This window comes from Arthrobacter sp. efr-133-TYG-120 (assembly GCF_030209785.1).
Taxonomy (GTDB): domain Bacteria; phylum Actinomycetota; class Actinomycetes; order Actinomycetales; family Micrococcaceae; genus Arthrobacter.
Genome location: NZ_JARVRI010000034.1, coordinates 1 through 14,816 on the forward strand (window position 1 = coordinate 1; position 14,816 = coordinate 14,816).

Consider the following 14,816-nt stretch of genomic DNA (forward strand, 5'->3'; position numbering starts at 1 on the left):
CAACGCCACAAGCCCAGCCCCCTGCAACGCTTGACAACTATAGAAGGGTCAACAACTGCGAGTCAGTTGGGGTGGCCGCCCCGTGAAATACCGAGGCTAGACTGCTTCTAGGACGCTCACGTAGTTCGCGATGCCTACGCCGCCCATGTTTTGTACGGCTCCGCGGCGGGCGTTGGGCAGTTGCATCGCGCCCGCGGTTCCCGTGAGCTGCATGGCCGCGATGACGTGCTGCGACACACCGGTGGCGCCCACGGGGTGGCCCTTGGCCTTGAGCCCGCCGGACACATTGATGGGCAGCTTGCCGTCCTTGTAGACCCAGCCTTCCTGCACCGCGCGGGAACCTTCGCCGCGCGGCGTCAGCCCCATGGCCTCGTACATGATCAGTTCGGCGATCGTGAAGCAATCGTGCACTTCGGCGAAGTCCAGCCCGTCGATCCCGACGCCGGCCATCCCCAGCGCGCGCTCCCAGGACACCCGCGTGGCCGCGAACTCCGTAGGGTCGCGGCGTTCTGCCGGGAAGAAGTCGTTTGCGTGCCCGAAGCCCGCCAGTCGCACGGGTTCAGTAGCAGCGCCCGACGCCGGGCCGAGGGAGAGCACGACGGCGGCGGCGCCGTCGGACACGGGGGAGCAGTCGGTGCGGCGGAGCGGTTCGGCCACCATGGGATTCTTCTCGGAAACCGTCCGGCAGAACTCCTCGCCGAAGTCCCGGTGCATCTGCGCGTAGGGGTTGTCCATGCCGTTGTGGTGGTTCTTGGCGGCGATGGAACCAAGGATGTCGCCCAGACCCGCTCCGCCCAGGCCCGCTCCGTAGCGCTTCTCGTAGTGCTTGGCTACCTCGGCGAACAGTCCCGTGAAGCCGGTGGTGGAGGCCTTGCCTGCCATCTCGTAGGACGCGCCAAGGAGTGCGGCTCCCACCACGTCGGCCCCGGCGTCGGTCATCTTTTCGGCACCGATCACCAGCACTTTGCGGGCCGTCCCGGCCAAGACAGCCTTCACGCCCTGCTGGAATGCGGCGGAACCGGAGGCGCAGGCGTTTTCGGTCCTGGTTGCGGGCACATTGGCGAGGTCCTCGGACAGCTGCAGGGCCAAGGAGGACGTGAAGCCCAGGGGCTGCATGCCCGAGTTGAACTGGCCGAGGTAGATCTCATCGATGTCCCGCGGCTCAAGGCCCGAGTTCCGGATGGCCTCCGCGGACACCTGAACGATCAGGGACTCCAGCGTCTCGTCCGTGAGCTTGCCGAACTTGCTGTGTCCCCAACCGGTGAGGAGGACGTCTTTGCCGAACTGGTTTTGCAGGCTCATGCTGTGGCTCCTTCGAGGGCGGCTTCTTCCAAGGAGACCGTGAACGCGGCCCCCGTCTTGCTTTGGATCTCTTCGACGGTGACCCCGGGCGCGAGGCGGGTCAGCGTCAGCTGCCGCCCATGGTCGTTGTCGTTCTTGAACAAATCGAACACCGCGAGGTCACTGACAATGCGGTCCACCACCTGGAGGCCCGTCAACGGCAGGGTGCATTCCCGGACGATCTTGGCGCTCCCGTCCTTGGCGTTGTGCTCGGTGAGGACCACGACGCGCGGTGTCCCGGCCACCAGGTCCATGGCGCCGCCCATGCCCTTGACCATCTTTCCCGGAATGGTCCAGTTGGCGAGGTCTCCGTTGCCCGAAACCTGCATGGCGCCGAGGATGGCAACCTTGACGTGTCCGCCGCGGATCATGCCGAACGACGTCGCGGAGTCGAAGATGCTGCCGCCGGGCAGGACCGTGACGGTCTGCTTGCCGGCGTTGATAAGGTCCGCGTCTTCCTCGCCTTCATAGGGGAAAGGCCCCATCCCGAGGAGGCCGTTTTCGCTCTGCAGCACGACCCGTACGCCGTCGGGCAGGTTGTTGGCAACGAGGGTGGGAATGCCGATGCCGAGGTTGACGTAATCGCCGTCGTTGAGTTCCTGGGCCGCAATGGCGGCCATCTCGTCGCGGGTCCATGCCATGGTGGTACTCCTTCGCTTGGTGGTGTTCAGACGGCCAGGGCATCAGTGCGGGGCCGGACGGTACGCTGCTCAATGTCCTTGGGCCGGCCGCTCGCCTGGACCAGCCGTTGGACGTAGACGCCGGGTGTCACGACGTGGTTCGGATCCAATTCGCCGGGCTCCACGATCACTTCGGCCTCGGCGATGGTCACGATTCCCGCCGTCGCCACCACGGGGTTGAAGTTCCGGGCCGTGTAGCGGTAGATCAGGTTGCCGTCCGTGTCCGCGGTATGGGCGTGGACCAGCGCGACGTCGGCGACGATCCCGCGCTCGCGGACGTACGTGACGCCGTCGAACTCTTCGAGCGGTTTGCCCTCGGCAACCAGGGTTCCGACGCCGGTCCGCGTGTAGAAAGCCGGGATGCCTGCCCCGCCGGCGCGGAGGCGTTCGGCGAGCGTGCCCTGCGGAGCGAACTCGACCTCAAGCTGGCCGGAGAGGTACTGCTCGGCGAAGAGCTTGTTCTCGCCCACGTACGAGGCGATGACCTTGCGGACCTGGCCGGCTTCGATGAGGACGCCGAGCCCCTTGCCGTCGATGCCCATGTTGTTGGAAACCACCGTCAGCTCCTTGACGCCCGAGTCGCGGACGGCGTCGATCAGGTCGGCGGGGATGCCGCTGAGGCCGAAGCCGCCGACGGCGATCGTCTGGCCGTCGCGGAGGACGTCCTGTAGTGCAACGGCGGCGCTGGGGTGGATTTTGGCCATGGCGTTGTCCTCGTCTTTGAGTTGGGTCGCCCAGCGGCTATCCACTTTGTGGACACTGGGCTGAGTTGGCGGTCTGAAAAGGAGCATATGGCGGTTCTGCGCGGAGGGTCAACGGCGTTCCTTGGCCAGCAAGGCTGAACTTGCACAGTGTGGACGCTACTCTTTGAAGTGCCCACATTGTGGAGGAAATCTTTGGAGAGGGGTAGCGTTGCCAACTCAGCATCCGCAAACCAAGCCGGTCCAGGGCGCCCAAGTGGTAGGCCGGGTCGCTGCGCTCCTCCGGCTCGTGGGACGCAAGCCGGAGGGCATGTCCATCGCTGGCCTGGTCCGCGAGTCGGGCTTGACCCGCCCCACGGTGCACCGCTTGCTCGCCTCCCTCGCCGCTGAAGGCCTGCTGGACCACGATCAGCGGACCGGTAACTGGATCTTGGGGCCGGAGATCTTCCTCCTGGGCTCGGTGGCGGCGGCCCGGTTCCCGGTTGAGGACCTGGCGCGGCCCAGCCTCCGCCGCCTCGCCGAGGAGAGCGGCGAAAGCGCCTTCTATTCGATCCGTCGTGGCCACGAAACCGTGTGCGTGCTTCGCGAGGAAGGCAGCTTCCCGGTGCGGTCATTCGTCTTGCACGAGGGCGTCAGGTTCCCGCTCGGCGTCGCGTCGGCGGGCACAGCGATCATGGCCTTCCTGGCGGACGAGGAGCAGGAAACGATCTTGTCCGGCTGGGAACGACACGCCGGGGACTTCGCCGCTGGCCACACTGAGAGCGTGGTGCGCCGGAACCTTGAGCAGACCCGGATGGCCGGGTACTCGGTGAATCCCGGTTTGGTGCTGGAGGGCAGTTGGGGGATGGCCGCCGCCGTCTTCGACCAGCTGGGCCGGCCAATCGGCGCTCTGTCCCTCACAGGGATCGAACCGCGGTTCCGTCCTGAACGCCAGGAATTCCTCGGCAAGTTGCTCATGGAAGAAGCCCACCGCATGAGCTCCGCTTAACCCCTTTCAAATTAAGTTTTGAAACTCACCCATCCCTGTGGCCCGCACCTCCGAATAGCTGGCATAAGGACTTAGCCCGCAAGGGTGAAGTGCTTTCACGCCGGAATCAACCGGCACCGAATGTCAGTCCGTTTGAAGGAGAAATGTCATGCTTGCTACAAAGCGCACGTCTTTTGCGATCGCCGGCCTCGCCGCTTCCGCCCTGCTGGGCCTCACTGCATGTGGCGGCTCCGCTACCACGGCTTCACCCTCATCGGCGGCTCCGAGCCCGTCGTCCACCATGGCAGCGACCCCCTCAGCGTCGGCAAGTGCCGCGATGGACCCGAGCAAAGACCTGGTTGGCCCGGGCTGTGCAGCTTACGCCTCCCAGGTTCCCAGCGGTGCAGGTTCCGTTGCCGGCATGGCGCTCGACCCCGTAGCCGTGGCCGCTTCCAACAACCCGTTGCTCAAGACCCTGACGGCCGCTGTGTCCGGCAAGCTGAACCCCAAGGTCAACCTGGTGGACACGCTTAATGGCAGCCAGTTCACTGTCTTCGCTCCCGTGGACAGCGCTTTCGCCAAGATCCCCGCCGCCACCATCGACGGCCTCAAGACCGACGACGCTACACTGAGCAAGATCCTCACCTACCACGTCATCCCCGGCCAGCTGACCCCGGACCAGATCGTGGGAACCCACAAGACGGTTGAGGGCGACTCCGTGACCGTTACGGGAACCAAGGACGCACTCAAGGTTGACGGAGGTTCCGCCGTGATCTGCGGCGGCGTCCACACTGCCAACGCCACGGTGTACCTGGTTGACTCCGTCCTGATGCCTAAGTAAATCTCAACACAGATCATGCCCCTTAGGATTCGTCCTAGGGGGCATGGCCTTTGCGCGAAATCCGAGGGGAAATAGTGAAGCCGTCGATCGTGTGGTTCCGGGACGACCTCCGGGCCACGGACAACCCGGCGCTGCGGGCGGCAGCCGAGGACGGCGCCGCCGTCGCGCTCTATGTACTCGACGAGGAATCGCCGGGCATCAGGCCGCTTGGCGGAGCCTCCCGATGGTGGCTGCATCATTCCCTGCTTGCCCTTCGCGAAGACCTCGCCGCCCTGGGCGTGCCGCTCTTGCTGCGCCGCGGACCGGCGGCGGAGATCGTCCGAGAGACCGCGACGGCGATGGGTTCCGGATCGCTGTACTGGAACCGCCGTTACGGCGAGGCAGAGCGAACGCTCGACGCCGGCATCAAGGCCTGGGCGCGCGAGTCCGGAATGCACTCGGAGAGTTTCCAGGCATCGTTGCTGCATGAACCGTGGGCCGTCACCACGAAGCAAGGGGGGCCGTTCAAGGTCTTCACGCCTTTTTGGCGGACCGTGTCCGGGCTGGATTTCCGTGATCCGTTGGAGGCTCCGGAACCGGGCCGGGGATTCTCCGCCCAGCTGCCTGAATCCGAGGAATTGGACTCTTGGGGATTGTTGCCCCGCAACCCCGACTGGTCGGCCGGATTGTCCGAAAGTTGGCAGCCGGGTTCGGCCCAGGCACATGAGTTTCTTGATGACTTCCTGGAGCACGGGCTGGCGGACTATTCGGTGAACCGGGATCGGCCGGACCTGCCGGGCAGCAGCCGGTTGTCGCCCTTCTTGCGGTGGGGACAGCTCAGCCCGTTCGAGGTGTGGCACGCCCAGCAGGGCCGGCGCCGGGAACTGGGCGACGGTGCGGCAGTTTTCGCCTCGGAACTCGGCTGGCGTGAATTCTGCTGGCACCAATACTTCCATCACCCGGATCTGGCAACGGCCAATTTGCGGCCCGGGTTCGACCATTATCCGTGGGCTTGGCCCGGTGGTCAGGGTGCGGGACCGCTTGGGGAAGTCACGGAGGCCGCCGACCTCCTTCGCGCATGGCAGGAGGGCCGCACCGGGTTCCCCATGGTGGACGCCGGCCAGCGGCAATTGTGGCACACGGGATGGATGCACAACCGGGTCCGCATGGTTTCCGCCAGCCTCCTGGTGAAGAACCTGGGCATCCATTGGCAAGTGGGCGAGCAATGGTTCTGGGACACCTTGGTGGATGCCGATCCTGCGTCCAATCCTGCGAACTGGCAGTGGGTAGCCGGTTCCGGCGCGGACGCCTCGCCTTTCTTCAGGATCTTCAATCCGGAGACCCAGGCAGCGAAATTCGATCCCGACGGCAGATACGTTGGCCGGTGGATCCCCGAGCTGTCCACGGCGGACTATCCGGAGCCGGTGGTGGACCTTAAGGCCTCGCGGCGGGAGGCTCTGGATGCCTACGGCTCGCTTCCTCGTTGAGCCAGGCCACCTGGGCACGAGCTGACGTCCTCTAGAAATTAGTAGGAAGTCCGAGTATATTCGGGATCAAAGACGTCCGGGAGCGCAGTTGGACTTGCGCTTTCGAGGCCGATGGCGGGCATTCCCCCTATGCAAAGGAGCATTCCATGGTGCGCGAACTTTCCCACTACATTGACGGCCAGAGGGTCGATGGCACCTCCACGCGCTTTGGCGATGTCTACAATCCTTGTACCGGCGAGGTCCAGGCTCGGCTTCCCTTGGCCAGTGCAGATGAGGTCAGGAACGCCATTGCGAGCGCGGAGAAGGGCCAGCTCGAATGGGGCGCCATGAACCCGCAGCGCCGCGGCCGGATCCTGCTGAAGTTCGTGGACTTGGTCAACGAGCACATGGACGAACTCGCCACGCTCCTTTCGTCCGAGCACGGCAAGACCTTCCCCGACGCCAAGGGTGATATCCAGCGCGGCATCGAGGTGGTGGAGTTCGCCGCCGGGGCACCGCACCTGCTCAAGGGCGAATTTTCGGACAACGCCGGCACCGGCATCGACGTCCACTCGCTGCGCCAGCCGCTCGGCGTCGTCGCGGGCATCACGCCTTTCAACTTCCCGGCCATGATTCCGCTGTGGAAGTCCGGCCCCGCGCTGGCGGCCGGCAACGCCTTCATCCTCAAGCCTTCGGAGCGCGACCCTTCGGTGCCGCTGCGCCTGGCCGAGCTCTTTACCGAGGCGGGGTTGCCGGACGGCGTCTTCAATGTCATCAACGGTGACAAGGAAGCCGTGGATACCCTCCTCGAGGATCCGCGGGTGAAGGCTATCGGCTTCGTTGGATCCACGCCGATTGCCCAGTACATTTACGCCACGGCAGCGGCCCACGGGAAGCGCGCCCAGTGTTTCGGCGGCGCCAAGAACCACATGGTGATCATGCCCGACGCCGATCTCGACATGGCAGCGGATGCCCTCATCGGTGCCGGCTTCGGTTCCGCCGGCGAGCGTTGTATGGCGATTTCGGTGGCCGTGCCGGTTGGCCAGGAGACGGCGGACCAGCTCGTCTCGAAGCTGCAGGACCGCATCAAGGGCCTGAAGGTGGGCCCGAGCCTGGCTGCGGATTCGGACTTCGGACCTGTCGTGGCCGCCTCGGCGAAACACCGTATCGAGGGGTACATCCAGGCCGGTGTCGACCAGGGCGCCACGCTCGTCACCGATGGGCGCGACCTGAAGGTGGACGGCTACGCCGGAGGTTTCTGGGTGGGCCCCACCCTCTTCGACAACGTCACGAAGGACATGTCCATCTACAAGGAGGAGATCTTCGGCCCGGTCCTGAGCGTCCTCCGCGCAGCTGACTACGAAGAAGCGCTGCGGCTCTGCTCCGAGCATGAGTTCGGCAACGGCGTCGCGATCTTCACCCGCGACGGCGACGCGGCCCGCGACTTCGCGAGCCGCGTCGAAGTGGGCATGGTGGGCATCAACGTTCCCATTCCCGTCCCGATTGCGTACTACACGTTCGGCGGATGGAAGGCCTCGGGCTTCGGCGACCTCAACCAGCACGGCGCGGACGCGTTCCGCTTCTACACCAAGACCAAGACGGTCACCACCCGTTGGCCCTCCGGCATCCGCCAGGGCGCCAGCTTCGTGATGCCGGCCGGCAGCTGATGGCCGAGGTCCTGTTCGAGAAGCGCGGCCACCTCGGCGTCATCACCCTGAACCGGCCACAGGCCGTCAACGCCCTCACCGCCGGCATGGTGCACGCCATGCTGGAGCAGCTCACCGCGTGGGCGGAGGACGACGCCATCAAGACCGTTCTGGTGCACGGCGCCGGGGACCGCGGACTATGCGCGGGTGGAGACATCGTGGCGATCTACGACGACATCCTGCGCCGCGGAGACCGGACCGCGGATTTCTGGGCTGCGGAATACCGCTTGAACTCACTCATTGCCCGGTACCCGAAGCCCTACGTGGCCTTCATGGATGGACTGGTCCTCGGCGGCGGGGTCGGGATATCGGCCCATGGCTCAGCCCGTGTGGTCACAGAGAGGACCCGCACGGGCATGCCGGAAACCACCATTGGTTTTGTGCCCGACGTCGGCGGGACCCTTCTGCTCTCCCGCTCGCCGGGGGAGTCCGGTACCCACGCCGCCCTCACGGGTGCCCATTTAAGCGGAGCTGACGCCTTGTTCCTGGGGCTCGCGGACCACTTCGTCCCGTCCGAAAGCCTGCCCGCGCTCGCGGAAGCGCTGGAAAGCTCGACGGCGGAGGCCGCCGTCGGGCGCTTCGCGCAGGAACCGCCGGCCTCGGCGTTGTCCGGCCAGCGCAAGTGGATCGACGACGCCTACGCTTCGGATGACGCCGAGGAAATCGTCGCGAGGCTGCGCAACGCCGGCGGGGAAGCCGCTTCAGCCGCCGAGACGATCGGGGCAAAGTCGCCTACAGCCGTGAAGGTCACCCTGGAATCGCTGCGGCGGGTCAAGGGGCTCTCCCTCGACGAGGCCTTGGAGCAGGAATACCGCGTTGGCGTGCGGTGCCTGGCCGGGCCTGATTTTCGCGAGGGGATCCGTGCCCAGGTGGTGGACAAGGACCGCAACCCGCAGTGGAAGCCGGCTTCCCTGGCGGAGGTGTCGCCGGCCGCCGTCGAGGGCTTCTTCGCGCCGCTCGGCGATCGTGAACTCAAACTTCATTCAAAGGAGTCCGACCATGTCTGACGCAGTTTCCGGCACCATCGCTTTCCTCGGCCTTGGCCACATGGGCGGCCCGATGGCCGTGAACCTTGTCAAAGCAGGGCATCACGTCGTCGCGTACGATCCCGTGCCGGCAGCACTCGAGGCGGCGCGTGAACACGGTATTGCCACGGTGGATTCCGCCCCGGAAGCGGTCGCGGGGGCCTCCGTTGTCCTGACCATGTTGCCCAGCGGCAAGCACGTCCTGGACGCCTACCGGGGAGTGGACGGAGCACCGGGCCTGCTCTCGGTAGCTGCGCCGGACACGCTGTTCCTCGACTGCTCCACGATCAACGTAGACGAGGCACGCGAGGCAGCAGCCATTGCGCTGGAGGCTGGCCACCGCTCCGTGGACGCGCCGGTTTCCGGAGGCGTGGTGGGTGCCGAAGCCGGGACCCTGACCTTCATGGTGGGGGCACTGCCCGAGGACTTCGAAACGGTGAAGCCGATCCTGGAGCTCATGGGCCGGAGGATCGTGCACTGCGGCGACCACGGAGCCGGGCAGGCCGCCAAAGTCTGCAACAACATGATCCTGGGCGTTTCCATGATTGCCGTCAGCGAGGCGTTCGTGCTGGGCGAGAAGCTGGGCCTCACTCACCAGGCGTTGTTCGACGTCGCCTCCAACGCCTCGGGGCAGTGCTGGGCGCTGACCACTAACTGCCCGGTTCCCGGACCGGTTCCCACGAGCCCGGCCAACCGCGACTACCAGCCCGGATTCGCCGGAGCGCTCATGGCCAAGGACCTGCGGCTCGCGGTCAACGCGCTTGAGAGCACCGGAGTGGACGGGCAAATGGGACACCTCGCCTCGAGGATTTACGACGCTTTCGCCGCCGAAGGCGGAGCCGGGCGCGACTTCTCCGGCATCATCACGGACATCCGGGACAAGTCCGCCAAGTAGCCTTGGCGGGTAGGTCATTTCCGGGGGCCCACAACGTGGGCAACCGACACAACTGAGCAACCGACAAAAGGGGCACGGCTTGGCGCAGCAGTACGAAAACATCCTGGTGGAACTCCGTGGACGGGTAGGCCTGGTGACCCTGAACCGGCCGAAGGCGCTCAACGCGTTGAACCAGGCCACCATGAATGAGATCGTGGCCGCCGTGTCGGACATGGATGCGGATCCCGGGGTGGGCGCCGTGGTGATCACCGGCTCGGAGAAGGCCTTCGCGGCCGGCGCCGACATCAAGGAGATGGCATCCAAGGGGTACATGGAAATGTACGCCGCCGACTGGTTCCGCGCCTGGGAAAACCTCACGCGCCTGCGCATTCCCGTGATTGCCGCGGTGTCCGGTTTCGCCCTCGGCGGGGGCTGCGAACTTGCCATGATGTGCGATTTCATCATTGCCGGCGACAACGCCAAGTTCGGCCAGCCGGAAATCAACCTCGGCGTCATTCCGGGCATGGGCGGTTCGCAGCGGCTGACCCATGCCGTGGGCAAGGCCAAAGCGATGGACATGATCCTCACCGGGCGGTTCATGGACGCCAATGAAGCCGAGCGGGCGGGACTCGTTTCCCGCGTCGTGCCCGCCGCATCCGTGGTGGAGGAGGCCCTGGAGGCCGCCAAAGTGATCGCGTCCAAGTCCAAACCGGTTGCCATGGTGGCCAAGGAAGCCGTCAACGCAGCCTTCGAAACCGGCCTCTCCCAGGGTGTCCTGTTTGAGCGCCGGATCTTCCACTCATTGTTTGCCACCGAGGACCAAAAAGAAGCCATGGCGGCGTTCACCGAGAAGCGCCAGCCGGAGTTCAAGCACCGCTAGTCCCGAGCTCGACCGGGAGTTCTAGCGCGTGGCCGTATTGGGACCACCCGCCCGTGAAGAGCCGCCCGTGTCCGAGGCCGGCGTGCTCCAGGGCCAAAAGATTGTGGCAGGCCGTCACCCCGGACCCGCAATAGCTGATCACGTTCTCGGCCGATGTGATGCCCGCCGTGGCGAAGATGCGCAGCAACTCGCCCTTGCTGCGCAGTTTCCCGGCGGGGTCCAGGTTCTCCCTGCACGGGACGTTCCGCGCGCCGGGCACATGCCCGGGCCTTGGATCAATGGGGTCCTGCCTGCCCTCGAATCGGTCGCGGTTGCGTGCGTCCACGGCGAGGTTTGATTCGATCGAGAGCTCGTGGATCTCCGCCAGGCGGTTCCTGGGCCACGGTTGTGCGGTGAAATCACCTGCGGGCCTCGAAGGATGTTCGGTTTCCAAGGGCCCTTCATAGCTCGCCAACCCGCCATCCAGAATGGCGGAGCTGTGGCCTGTGGCGCGCAGCATCCAAACCAAGCGTGCGGCGATGACTCCGCCGGCGTCGTCGTAAGCCACCACGATGTGGTCGTCGCTGATTCCCACTTCCCGCATCCCAAGGGCAAAATCTTCCGGCGGGGGGAGCGGGTTTCTTCCCTTGAGAGGCGAGCCCTCAGCCGAGAGCCATCGATCCAGGTCGACAAAAACGGCACTGGGGATGTGCCCGCCGTCGTACGCCGCCCGGCCCGAGCGCCCGTCGAGGTACCAGCGCACATCGGCCAGTACCACGCGGCGACCGTTTTGAGATAACCATTCGACGTCGACAAAGGGTTCTATCGCTGCACTCTTCATGGCTCAATGCTATGCATGAGTCTCATTATTTGATATGCGTATCTCGCAATGCGGTCAAGAGGTGGTGGGCCCACGCCGGTGGGGGTCAGTCCGTGAAGTCGCCCGCCGCCTTGCGGAAGTCTCCCAGTACGCGGATCAGGTGCTCGACGTCTTCGTCCCCGAAACCGGACTGGCCGAACACCTCGTTGTTGAGTGCCGTCGTCGCGCGCTTCGCGAGGGTGCGGCCGTCCGCGGTGAGTTCGATCAGCGTGGTGCGCCCGTCAGTGGGGTGCGGGGAGCGGACCACGAGGGCTGCCTTTTCCAGACGGTCGACGGCGTTGGTCACCGACGTCGGATGCACCTGGAGCAGCGCGCTGGCCTTGTTCATGGGCAACGCGCCGCTGCGGGCGAAACTCAGTAGCGCCAGGAGCTCGTAGCGCGCGAAGGTCAGGCCGAATGGTTTCAAGACGCCCTCGATCCGCGCCAAAAGGATCTGCTGCGTACGCATGATCGCGGTGATGGCCGCCATGGGCGCGGCGACGTCGCCCCAGCCGTGGCGTTCCCAGTTTCGCTGGGCGTCGGCGATGGGGTCGCGGGGGAGTGGGCTGCCCACGGTACCTCCTGACATTGCTTGGCTGCCTATTCTTTCAGACTCGGGAACTCGTCCTCGGTGTACTCCACACCCAGGCCGGCCGGCAGCGGACCATCGCCATGGCGGGCCACCTCCGTGCCCCGAAGTTCGACGCGCCTGATCTTGCCGGAAATCGTCTTGGGCAGTTCGCCGAATTCGAGCCGCCGGATGCGCTTGAATGGCGCCAAATGCTGCCGGCAGTATCTGAGGATGTCCTCCGCCACAGCCGGGCCGGGCTCGTAGCCGGCGGCGAGCACCACGAACGCTTTGGGCACCGAAAGCTTCACCGGATCCGGAGAGGGCACGACGGCGGCCTCCGCCACCGCGGGGTGTTCGATCAGGACGCTTTCGAGTTCGAAAGGGGACAAGCGGTAGTCCGATGACTTGAAGACATCGTCCCCGCGGCCCACGTAGGTAATGACGCCGTTCCCGTCCCGGCTGGCCATGTCGCCCGTGTGGTAATAACCGTCGCGGAAGGCCTCGGCCGTCTTTTCCGGGTCGCCGAAGTAGGACTTCATGAGCCCCACGGGGCGGGGGTCCAGGCGCAAGCACAGCTCGCCGTCGTCGGCCTCTTCGCCAGTGGCAGGGTCAACGAGCACGACGTCGTAGCCCGGCAGCGGCCGTCCCATGGAGCCTGTCTTGACCGGCTGCCCCGGAGTGTTCGCGACCTGGACTGTTGACTCTGTCTGGCCGAAGCCGTCGCGGATGGTTTGGCCCCAGGCCCTCTCCACCTGCCCGATCACCTCGGCGTTGAGCGGTTCGCCCGCTGAAACCACCTTGGTGGGCGGGGTTTTGAGCAGGGTCAGGTCGGCCTGGATGAGCATGCGCCATACTGTGGGCGGGGCGCAGAAACTCGTGACTCCTTCGCGGCCCATCTGTTCCATGAGGGCCTTGGCATCGAAGCGGTCGTAGTTGTAGACGAAGACGCAGGCCTCGGCGATCCAGGGCGTGAAAACGTTGGACCACGCGTGCTTGGCCCAACCGGGGGACGCCACGTTGAGGTGGACGTCTCCAGGCTCCAGGCCGATCCAATACATTGTGGAGAGGTGCCCGACCGGATACGAGGTGTGGGTGTGCTCCACCAGCTTCGCCCGCGACGTAGTGCCCGAGGTGAAGTAGAGGAGCATGGTTTCGTCGGCGACGGTGGGGGCGTCCGGGACGAACGTCGTCTCTGCGGAACCCGATTCGACATACTGAAGGGCACCGGGGGTCTGGCCGTCGCCCACTTCAATGAGGGTGTAATCGCCCGGGACCTCGGCGAACTTGGCGATATTGGCGCTTCCGACGGCGGCCCAGCGGGCGCCGCCGCGTTCCACGCGATCCGCGATGTCGCGTGGGCCCATGAGCGTGGTGGTGGGGATCAGGACCGCGCCGAGTTTGATCCCGGCGAGCATGAGTTCCCACAGTTCCACCTGGTTGCCGAGCATGATGATCATGCGGTCTCCCCGACGGACGCCCTTGGCTTGGAGCCAGTTGGCGAGCTGCGAGGACCGTGCGGAGAGCTCGGCGAAGCTGCGGCGGGTGGAGCTGCCGTCCTGCTCGACGATGACGAGCGCAGGGTTGTTGGCCATGGCGGGATTGGCTGCGATCTGGTCGAACCAGTCGAGGGCGAAGTTGAACTCGCTGAAGCGGGGCCACTGGAATTCGCTGTGTGCGCGGGAGTAGTCGGTGCGCAGCTCAAGGAGCCGGTCGCGGGCTGCACGGAAGTCGTCGGTGACTGTCATTGTCTGCCTTTCGCCCTGCGTGGAATGGGTAAACGCGGACCGGGAAGGGGCTGCCCGTGTGATCCGCCTCACCTGCAATATACTAGGACATCCAAGGGTTTGGAAGAGGCAGCCGTGCGGTGCTGCGTCCCGTCACGCAGGGCAGGCTTTTGTGGAATGACGACGGCGGCGCCCCCCGCTACGGCGCGGCAGATCGCCGTCGTGCGCTGCAAAAAGTCGCTCGGCGTGACGGCGGCGCGCCGGTTCAGGCGATTGCTATTTCCACCACGTGTCGAAAATCGTGACCGGAACGGTGCGCTTGTGCCGCGTGCGCAGGTACTTCTGTTCGATGGTCTCCGCGACCTCGTCGGAGACGTCCCGGCCTTCGAGGTAGTCGTCGATCTGGTCGTACTTGATGCCGAGCTCGTCCTCGTCGGTGCGGCCGGGTGTGCCGTCCAGGAGGTCGGCCGTGGGGACCTTGTCCCAAATGCGGGACGGGGCGCCCAGCGCGGCGAGGAGTGCACGGTTCTGCCGTTTGTTGAGGCCGAAGAGCGGCAGGATGTCCGCGCCGCCGTCGCCGAACTTGGTGAAGAACCCGGTGACGGATTCGGCTCCATGGTCCGTGCCGATCACCAGGTAGTTGTGCTCGCCGGCGAGGGCGTACTGGGCGGTCATGCGGGCCCGGGCCTTCGTGTTTCCCTTGTGGAAATCCGAGATGCGCGCGCCTGTGGTCTTTTCGAACTCATCCTCGAAACCGTCCACTGCGCGCGAGATGTTGAATGTCCATTCGGTCTTGGCCTGGATGAAGTCGAGCGCGGCCTGGGCGTCGTCCTCATCGTGCTGGGTGCCGTAAGGGAGCCGGACGGCCACGAAGTTCGCCTCGACGCCCTCGGCCTCAAGCTCTTGGACGGCCAGCTGGGCAAGCCGGCCGGCAAGGGAAGAGTCGAGTCCGCCGGAAATGCCCAGGACAAAGCCCTTGGTGTGTGTGGCCTTGAGGTATTCCTTCAGGAACGTGACGCGTTTGCGGACCTCCTCGGCAGGGTCGATCCGGGGCTGGACGCCCATTTCCGCAATGATCGTGGCCTGGAGTGTGCGCATGTCCCCAACACTAGTAACCAGTACTTGAAACACTCAACTGTGTCATCCCCGAAGTCCGCCAATCGAGGAACGCTCGCTCAGATATGGGCGCTAATCGAGGAACGCTCGCTCATGATGTGAGCGAG

At 65.4% G+C, this 14,816-nt stretch carries 14 protein-coding genes; 7 read left to right on the plus strand and 7 right to left on the minus strand.

The window, feature by feature from the left end:
- Positions 1-96 precede the first annotated feature (96 nt).
- Genes QRN51_RS18280 through QRN51_RS18290 form a run of 3 tightly spaced genes read right to left on the minus strand, consistent with a single transcriptional unit; the run spans position 97 to position 2,725 of the window.
- Entirely contained in the window at positions 97-1,302 is a 1,206-nt protein-coding gene (locus tag QRN51_RS18280; protein WP_284991238.1) for an acetyl-CoA acetyltransferase, read from the minus strand.
- On the minus strand, positions 1,299-1,982 hold the full coding sequence (locus QRN51_RS18285) for a CoA transferase subunit B (RefSeq protein ID WP_059388487.1): 684 nt from the start codon (positions 1,980-1,982) through the stop codon (positions 1,299-1,301). The genes QRN51_RS18280 and QRN51_RS18285 overlap by 4 nt, the downstream gene beginning before the upstream one ends.
- 26 nt (positions 1,983-2,008) lie before the next feature.
- Positions 2,009-2,725 (minus strand): CoA transferase subunit A, encoded by a 717-nt coding sequence (locus QRN51_RS18290; protein ID WP_284991248.1) that lies wholly within the window; start codon positions 2,723-2,725, stop codon positions 2,009-2,011.
- Positions 2,726-2,933: 208 nt separating this feature from the next.
- Between QRN51_RS18290 and QRN51_RS18295 the strand changes: the two genes are divergently transcribed.
- From QRN51_RS18295 to QRN51_RS18325, 7 genes are all read left to right on the plus strand, one after another.
- On the plus strand, positions 2,934-3,710 hold the full coding sequence (locus tag QRN51_RS18295) for an IclR family transcriptional regulator (protein WP_284991239.1): 777 nt from the start codon (positions 2,934-2,936) through the stop codon (positions 3,708-3,710).
- 148 nt (positions 3,711-3,858) lie between these two features.
- On the plus strand, positions 3,859-4,530 hold the full coding sequence (locus QRN51_RS18300) for a fasciclin domain-containing protein (protein ID WP_059388488.1): 672 nt from the start codon (positions 3,859-3,861) through the stop codon (positions 4,528-4,530).
- 74 nt (positions 4,531-4,604) lie between these two features.
- Positions 4,605-5,996 carry a cryptochrome/photolyase family protein gene (locus QRN51_RS18305; protein ID WP_284991240.1) on the plus strand — a complete coding sequence of 464 codons (1,392 nt, stop codon included), beginning with the start codon at positions 4,605-4,607 and terminating at the stop codon, positions 5,994-5,996.
- 146 nt (positions 5,997-6,142) lie between these two features.
- On the plus strand, positions 6,143-7,642 hold the full coding sequence (locus QRN51_RS18310) for a CoA-acylating methylmalonate-semialdehyde dehydrogenase (RefSeq protein ID WP_284991241.1): 1,500 nt from the start codon (positions 6,143-6,145) through the stop codon (positions 7,640-7,642).
- Positions 7,642-8,688, plus strand: a complete 1,047-nt coding sequence (locus QRN51_RS18315) for an enoyl-CoA hydratase/isomerase family protein (RefSeq protein WP_284991242.1) — start codon at positions 7,642-7,644, stop codon at positions 8,686-8,688. Before QRN51_RS18310 ends, QRN51_RS18315 begins: the two co-directional genes overlap by 1 nt.
- Positions 8,681-9,601 carry a 3-hydroxyisobutyrate dehydrogenase gene (gene mmsB / locus QRN51_RS18320; protein WP_284764097.1) on the plus strand — a complete coding sequence of 307 codons (921 nt, stop codon included), beginning with the start codon at positions 8,681-8,683 and terminating at the stop codon, positions 9,599-9,601. Before QRN51_RS18315 ends, mmsB begins: the two co-directional genes overlap by 8 nt.
- A 79-nt stretch (positions 9,602-9,680) precedes the next feature.
- Positions 9,681-10,460: an enoyl-CoA hydratase gene (locus QRN51_RS18325; protein WP_284991243.1), complete on the plus strand. Its 780-nt coding sequence runs from the start codon at positions 9,681-9,683 to the stop codon at positions 10,458-10,460.
- On the opposite strand, the gene QRN51_RS18330 is transcribed toward QRN51_RS18325, so the two are convergent.
- From QRN51_RS18330 to nadE, 4 genes are all read right to left on the minus strand, one after another.
- Complete coding sequence (locus tag QRN51_RS18330; protein WP_284991244.1) at positions 10,447-11,280, minus strand: sulfurtransferase; 834 nt, start codon at positions 11,278-11,280, stop codon at positions 10,447-10,449. The two genes, QRN51_RS18325 and QRN51_RS18330, sit on opposite strands and share 14 nt — an antisense overlap.
- 85 nt (positions 11,281-11,365) lie before the next feature.
- Positions 11,366-11,872 (minus strand): MarR family winged helix-turn-helix transcriptional regulator, encoded by a 507-nt coding sequence (locus QRN51_RS18335; RefSeq protein WP_284991245.1) that lies wholly within the window; start codon positions 11,870-11,872, stop codon positions 11,366-11,368.
- Between the two features lie 26 nt (positions 11,873-11,898).
- A complete protein-coding gene (locus QRN51_RS18340) occupies positions 11,899-13,614 on the minus strand; it encodes an AMP-binding protein (protein WP_284991246.1) in 1,716 nt (571 codons plus the stop codon).
- 255 nt (positions 13,615-13,869) lie between these two features.
- On the minus strand, positions 13,870-14,691 hold the full coding sequence (gene nadE, locus QRN51_RS18345) for an NAD(+) synthase (RefSeq protein ID WP_284991247.1): 822 nt from the start codon (positions 14,689-14,691) through the stop codon (positions 13,870-13,872).
- Positions 14,692-14,816: the final 125 nt, after the last annotated feature.

Coding starts and splice junctions, on each gene's coding strand:
- nadE (WP_284991247.1), bottom strand. CDS start 14,691: ATGCGCACACTCCAGGCCACGATCATTGCGGAAATGGGCGTCCAGCCC.
- QRN51_RS18340 (WP_284991246.1), bottom strand. CDS start 13,614: ATGACAGTCACCGACGACTTCCGTGCAGCCCGCGACCGGCTCCTTGAG.
- QRN51_RS18315 (WP_284991242.1), top strand. CDS start 7,642: ATGGCCGAGGTCCTGTTCGAGAAGCGCGGCCACCTCGGCGTCATCACC.
- QRN51_RS18300 (WP_059388488.1), top strand. CDS start 3,859: ATGCTTGCTACAAAGCGCACGTCTTTTGCGATCGCCGGCCTCGCCGCT.
- QRN51_RS18285 (WP_059388487.1), bottom strand. CDS start 1,982: ATGGCATGGACCCGCGACGAGATGGCCGCCATTGCGGCCCAGGAACTC.
- QRN51_RS18310 (WP_284991241.1), top strand. CDS start 6,143: ATGGTGCGCGAACTTTCCCACTACATTGACGGCCAGAGGGTCGATGGC.
- QRN51_RS18330 (WP_284991244.1), bottom strand. CDS start 11,280: ATGAAGAGTGCAGCGATAGAACCCTTTGTCGACGTCGAATGGTTATCT.
- QRN51_RS18290 (WP_284991248.1), bottom strand. CDS start 2,725: ATGGCCAAAATCCACCCCAGCGCCGCCGTTGCACTACAGGACGTCCTC.
- mmsB (WP_284764097.1), top strand. CDS start 8,681: ATGTCTGACGCAGTTTCCGGCACCATCGCTTTCCTCGGCCTTGGCCAC.
- QRN51_RS18280 (WP_284991238.1), bottom strand. CDS start 1,302: ATGAGCCTGCAAAACCAGTTCGGCAAAGACGTCCTCCTCACCGGTTGG.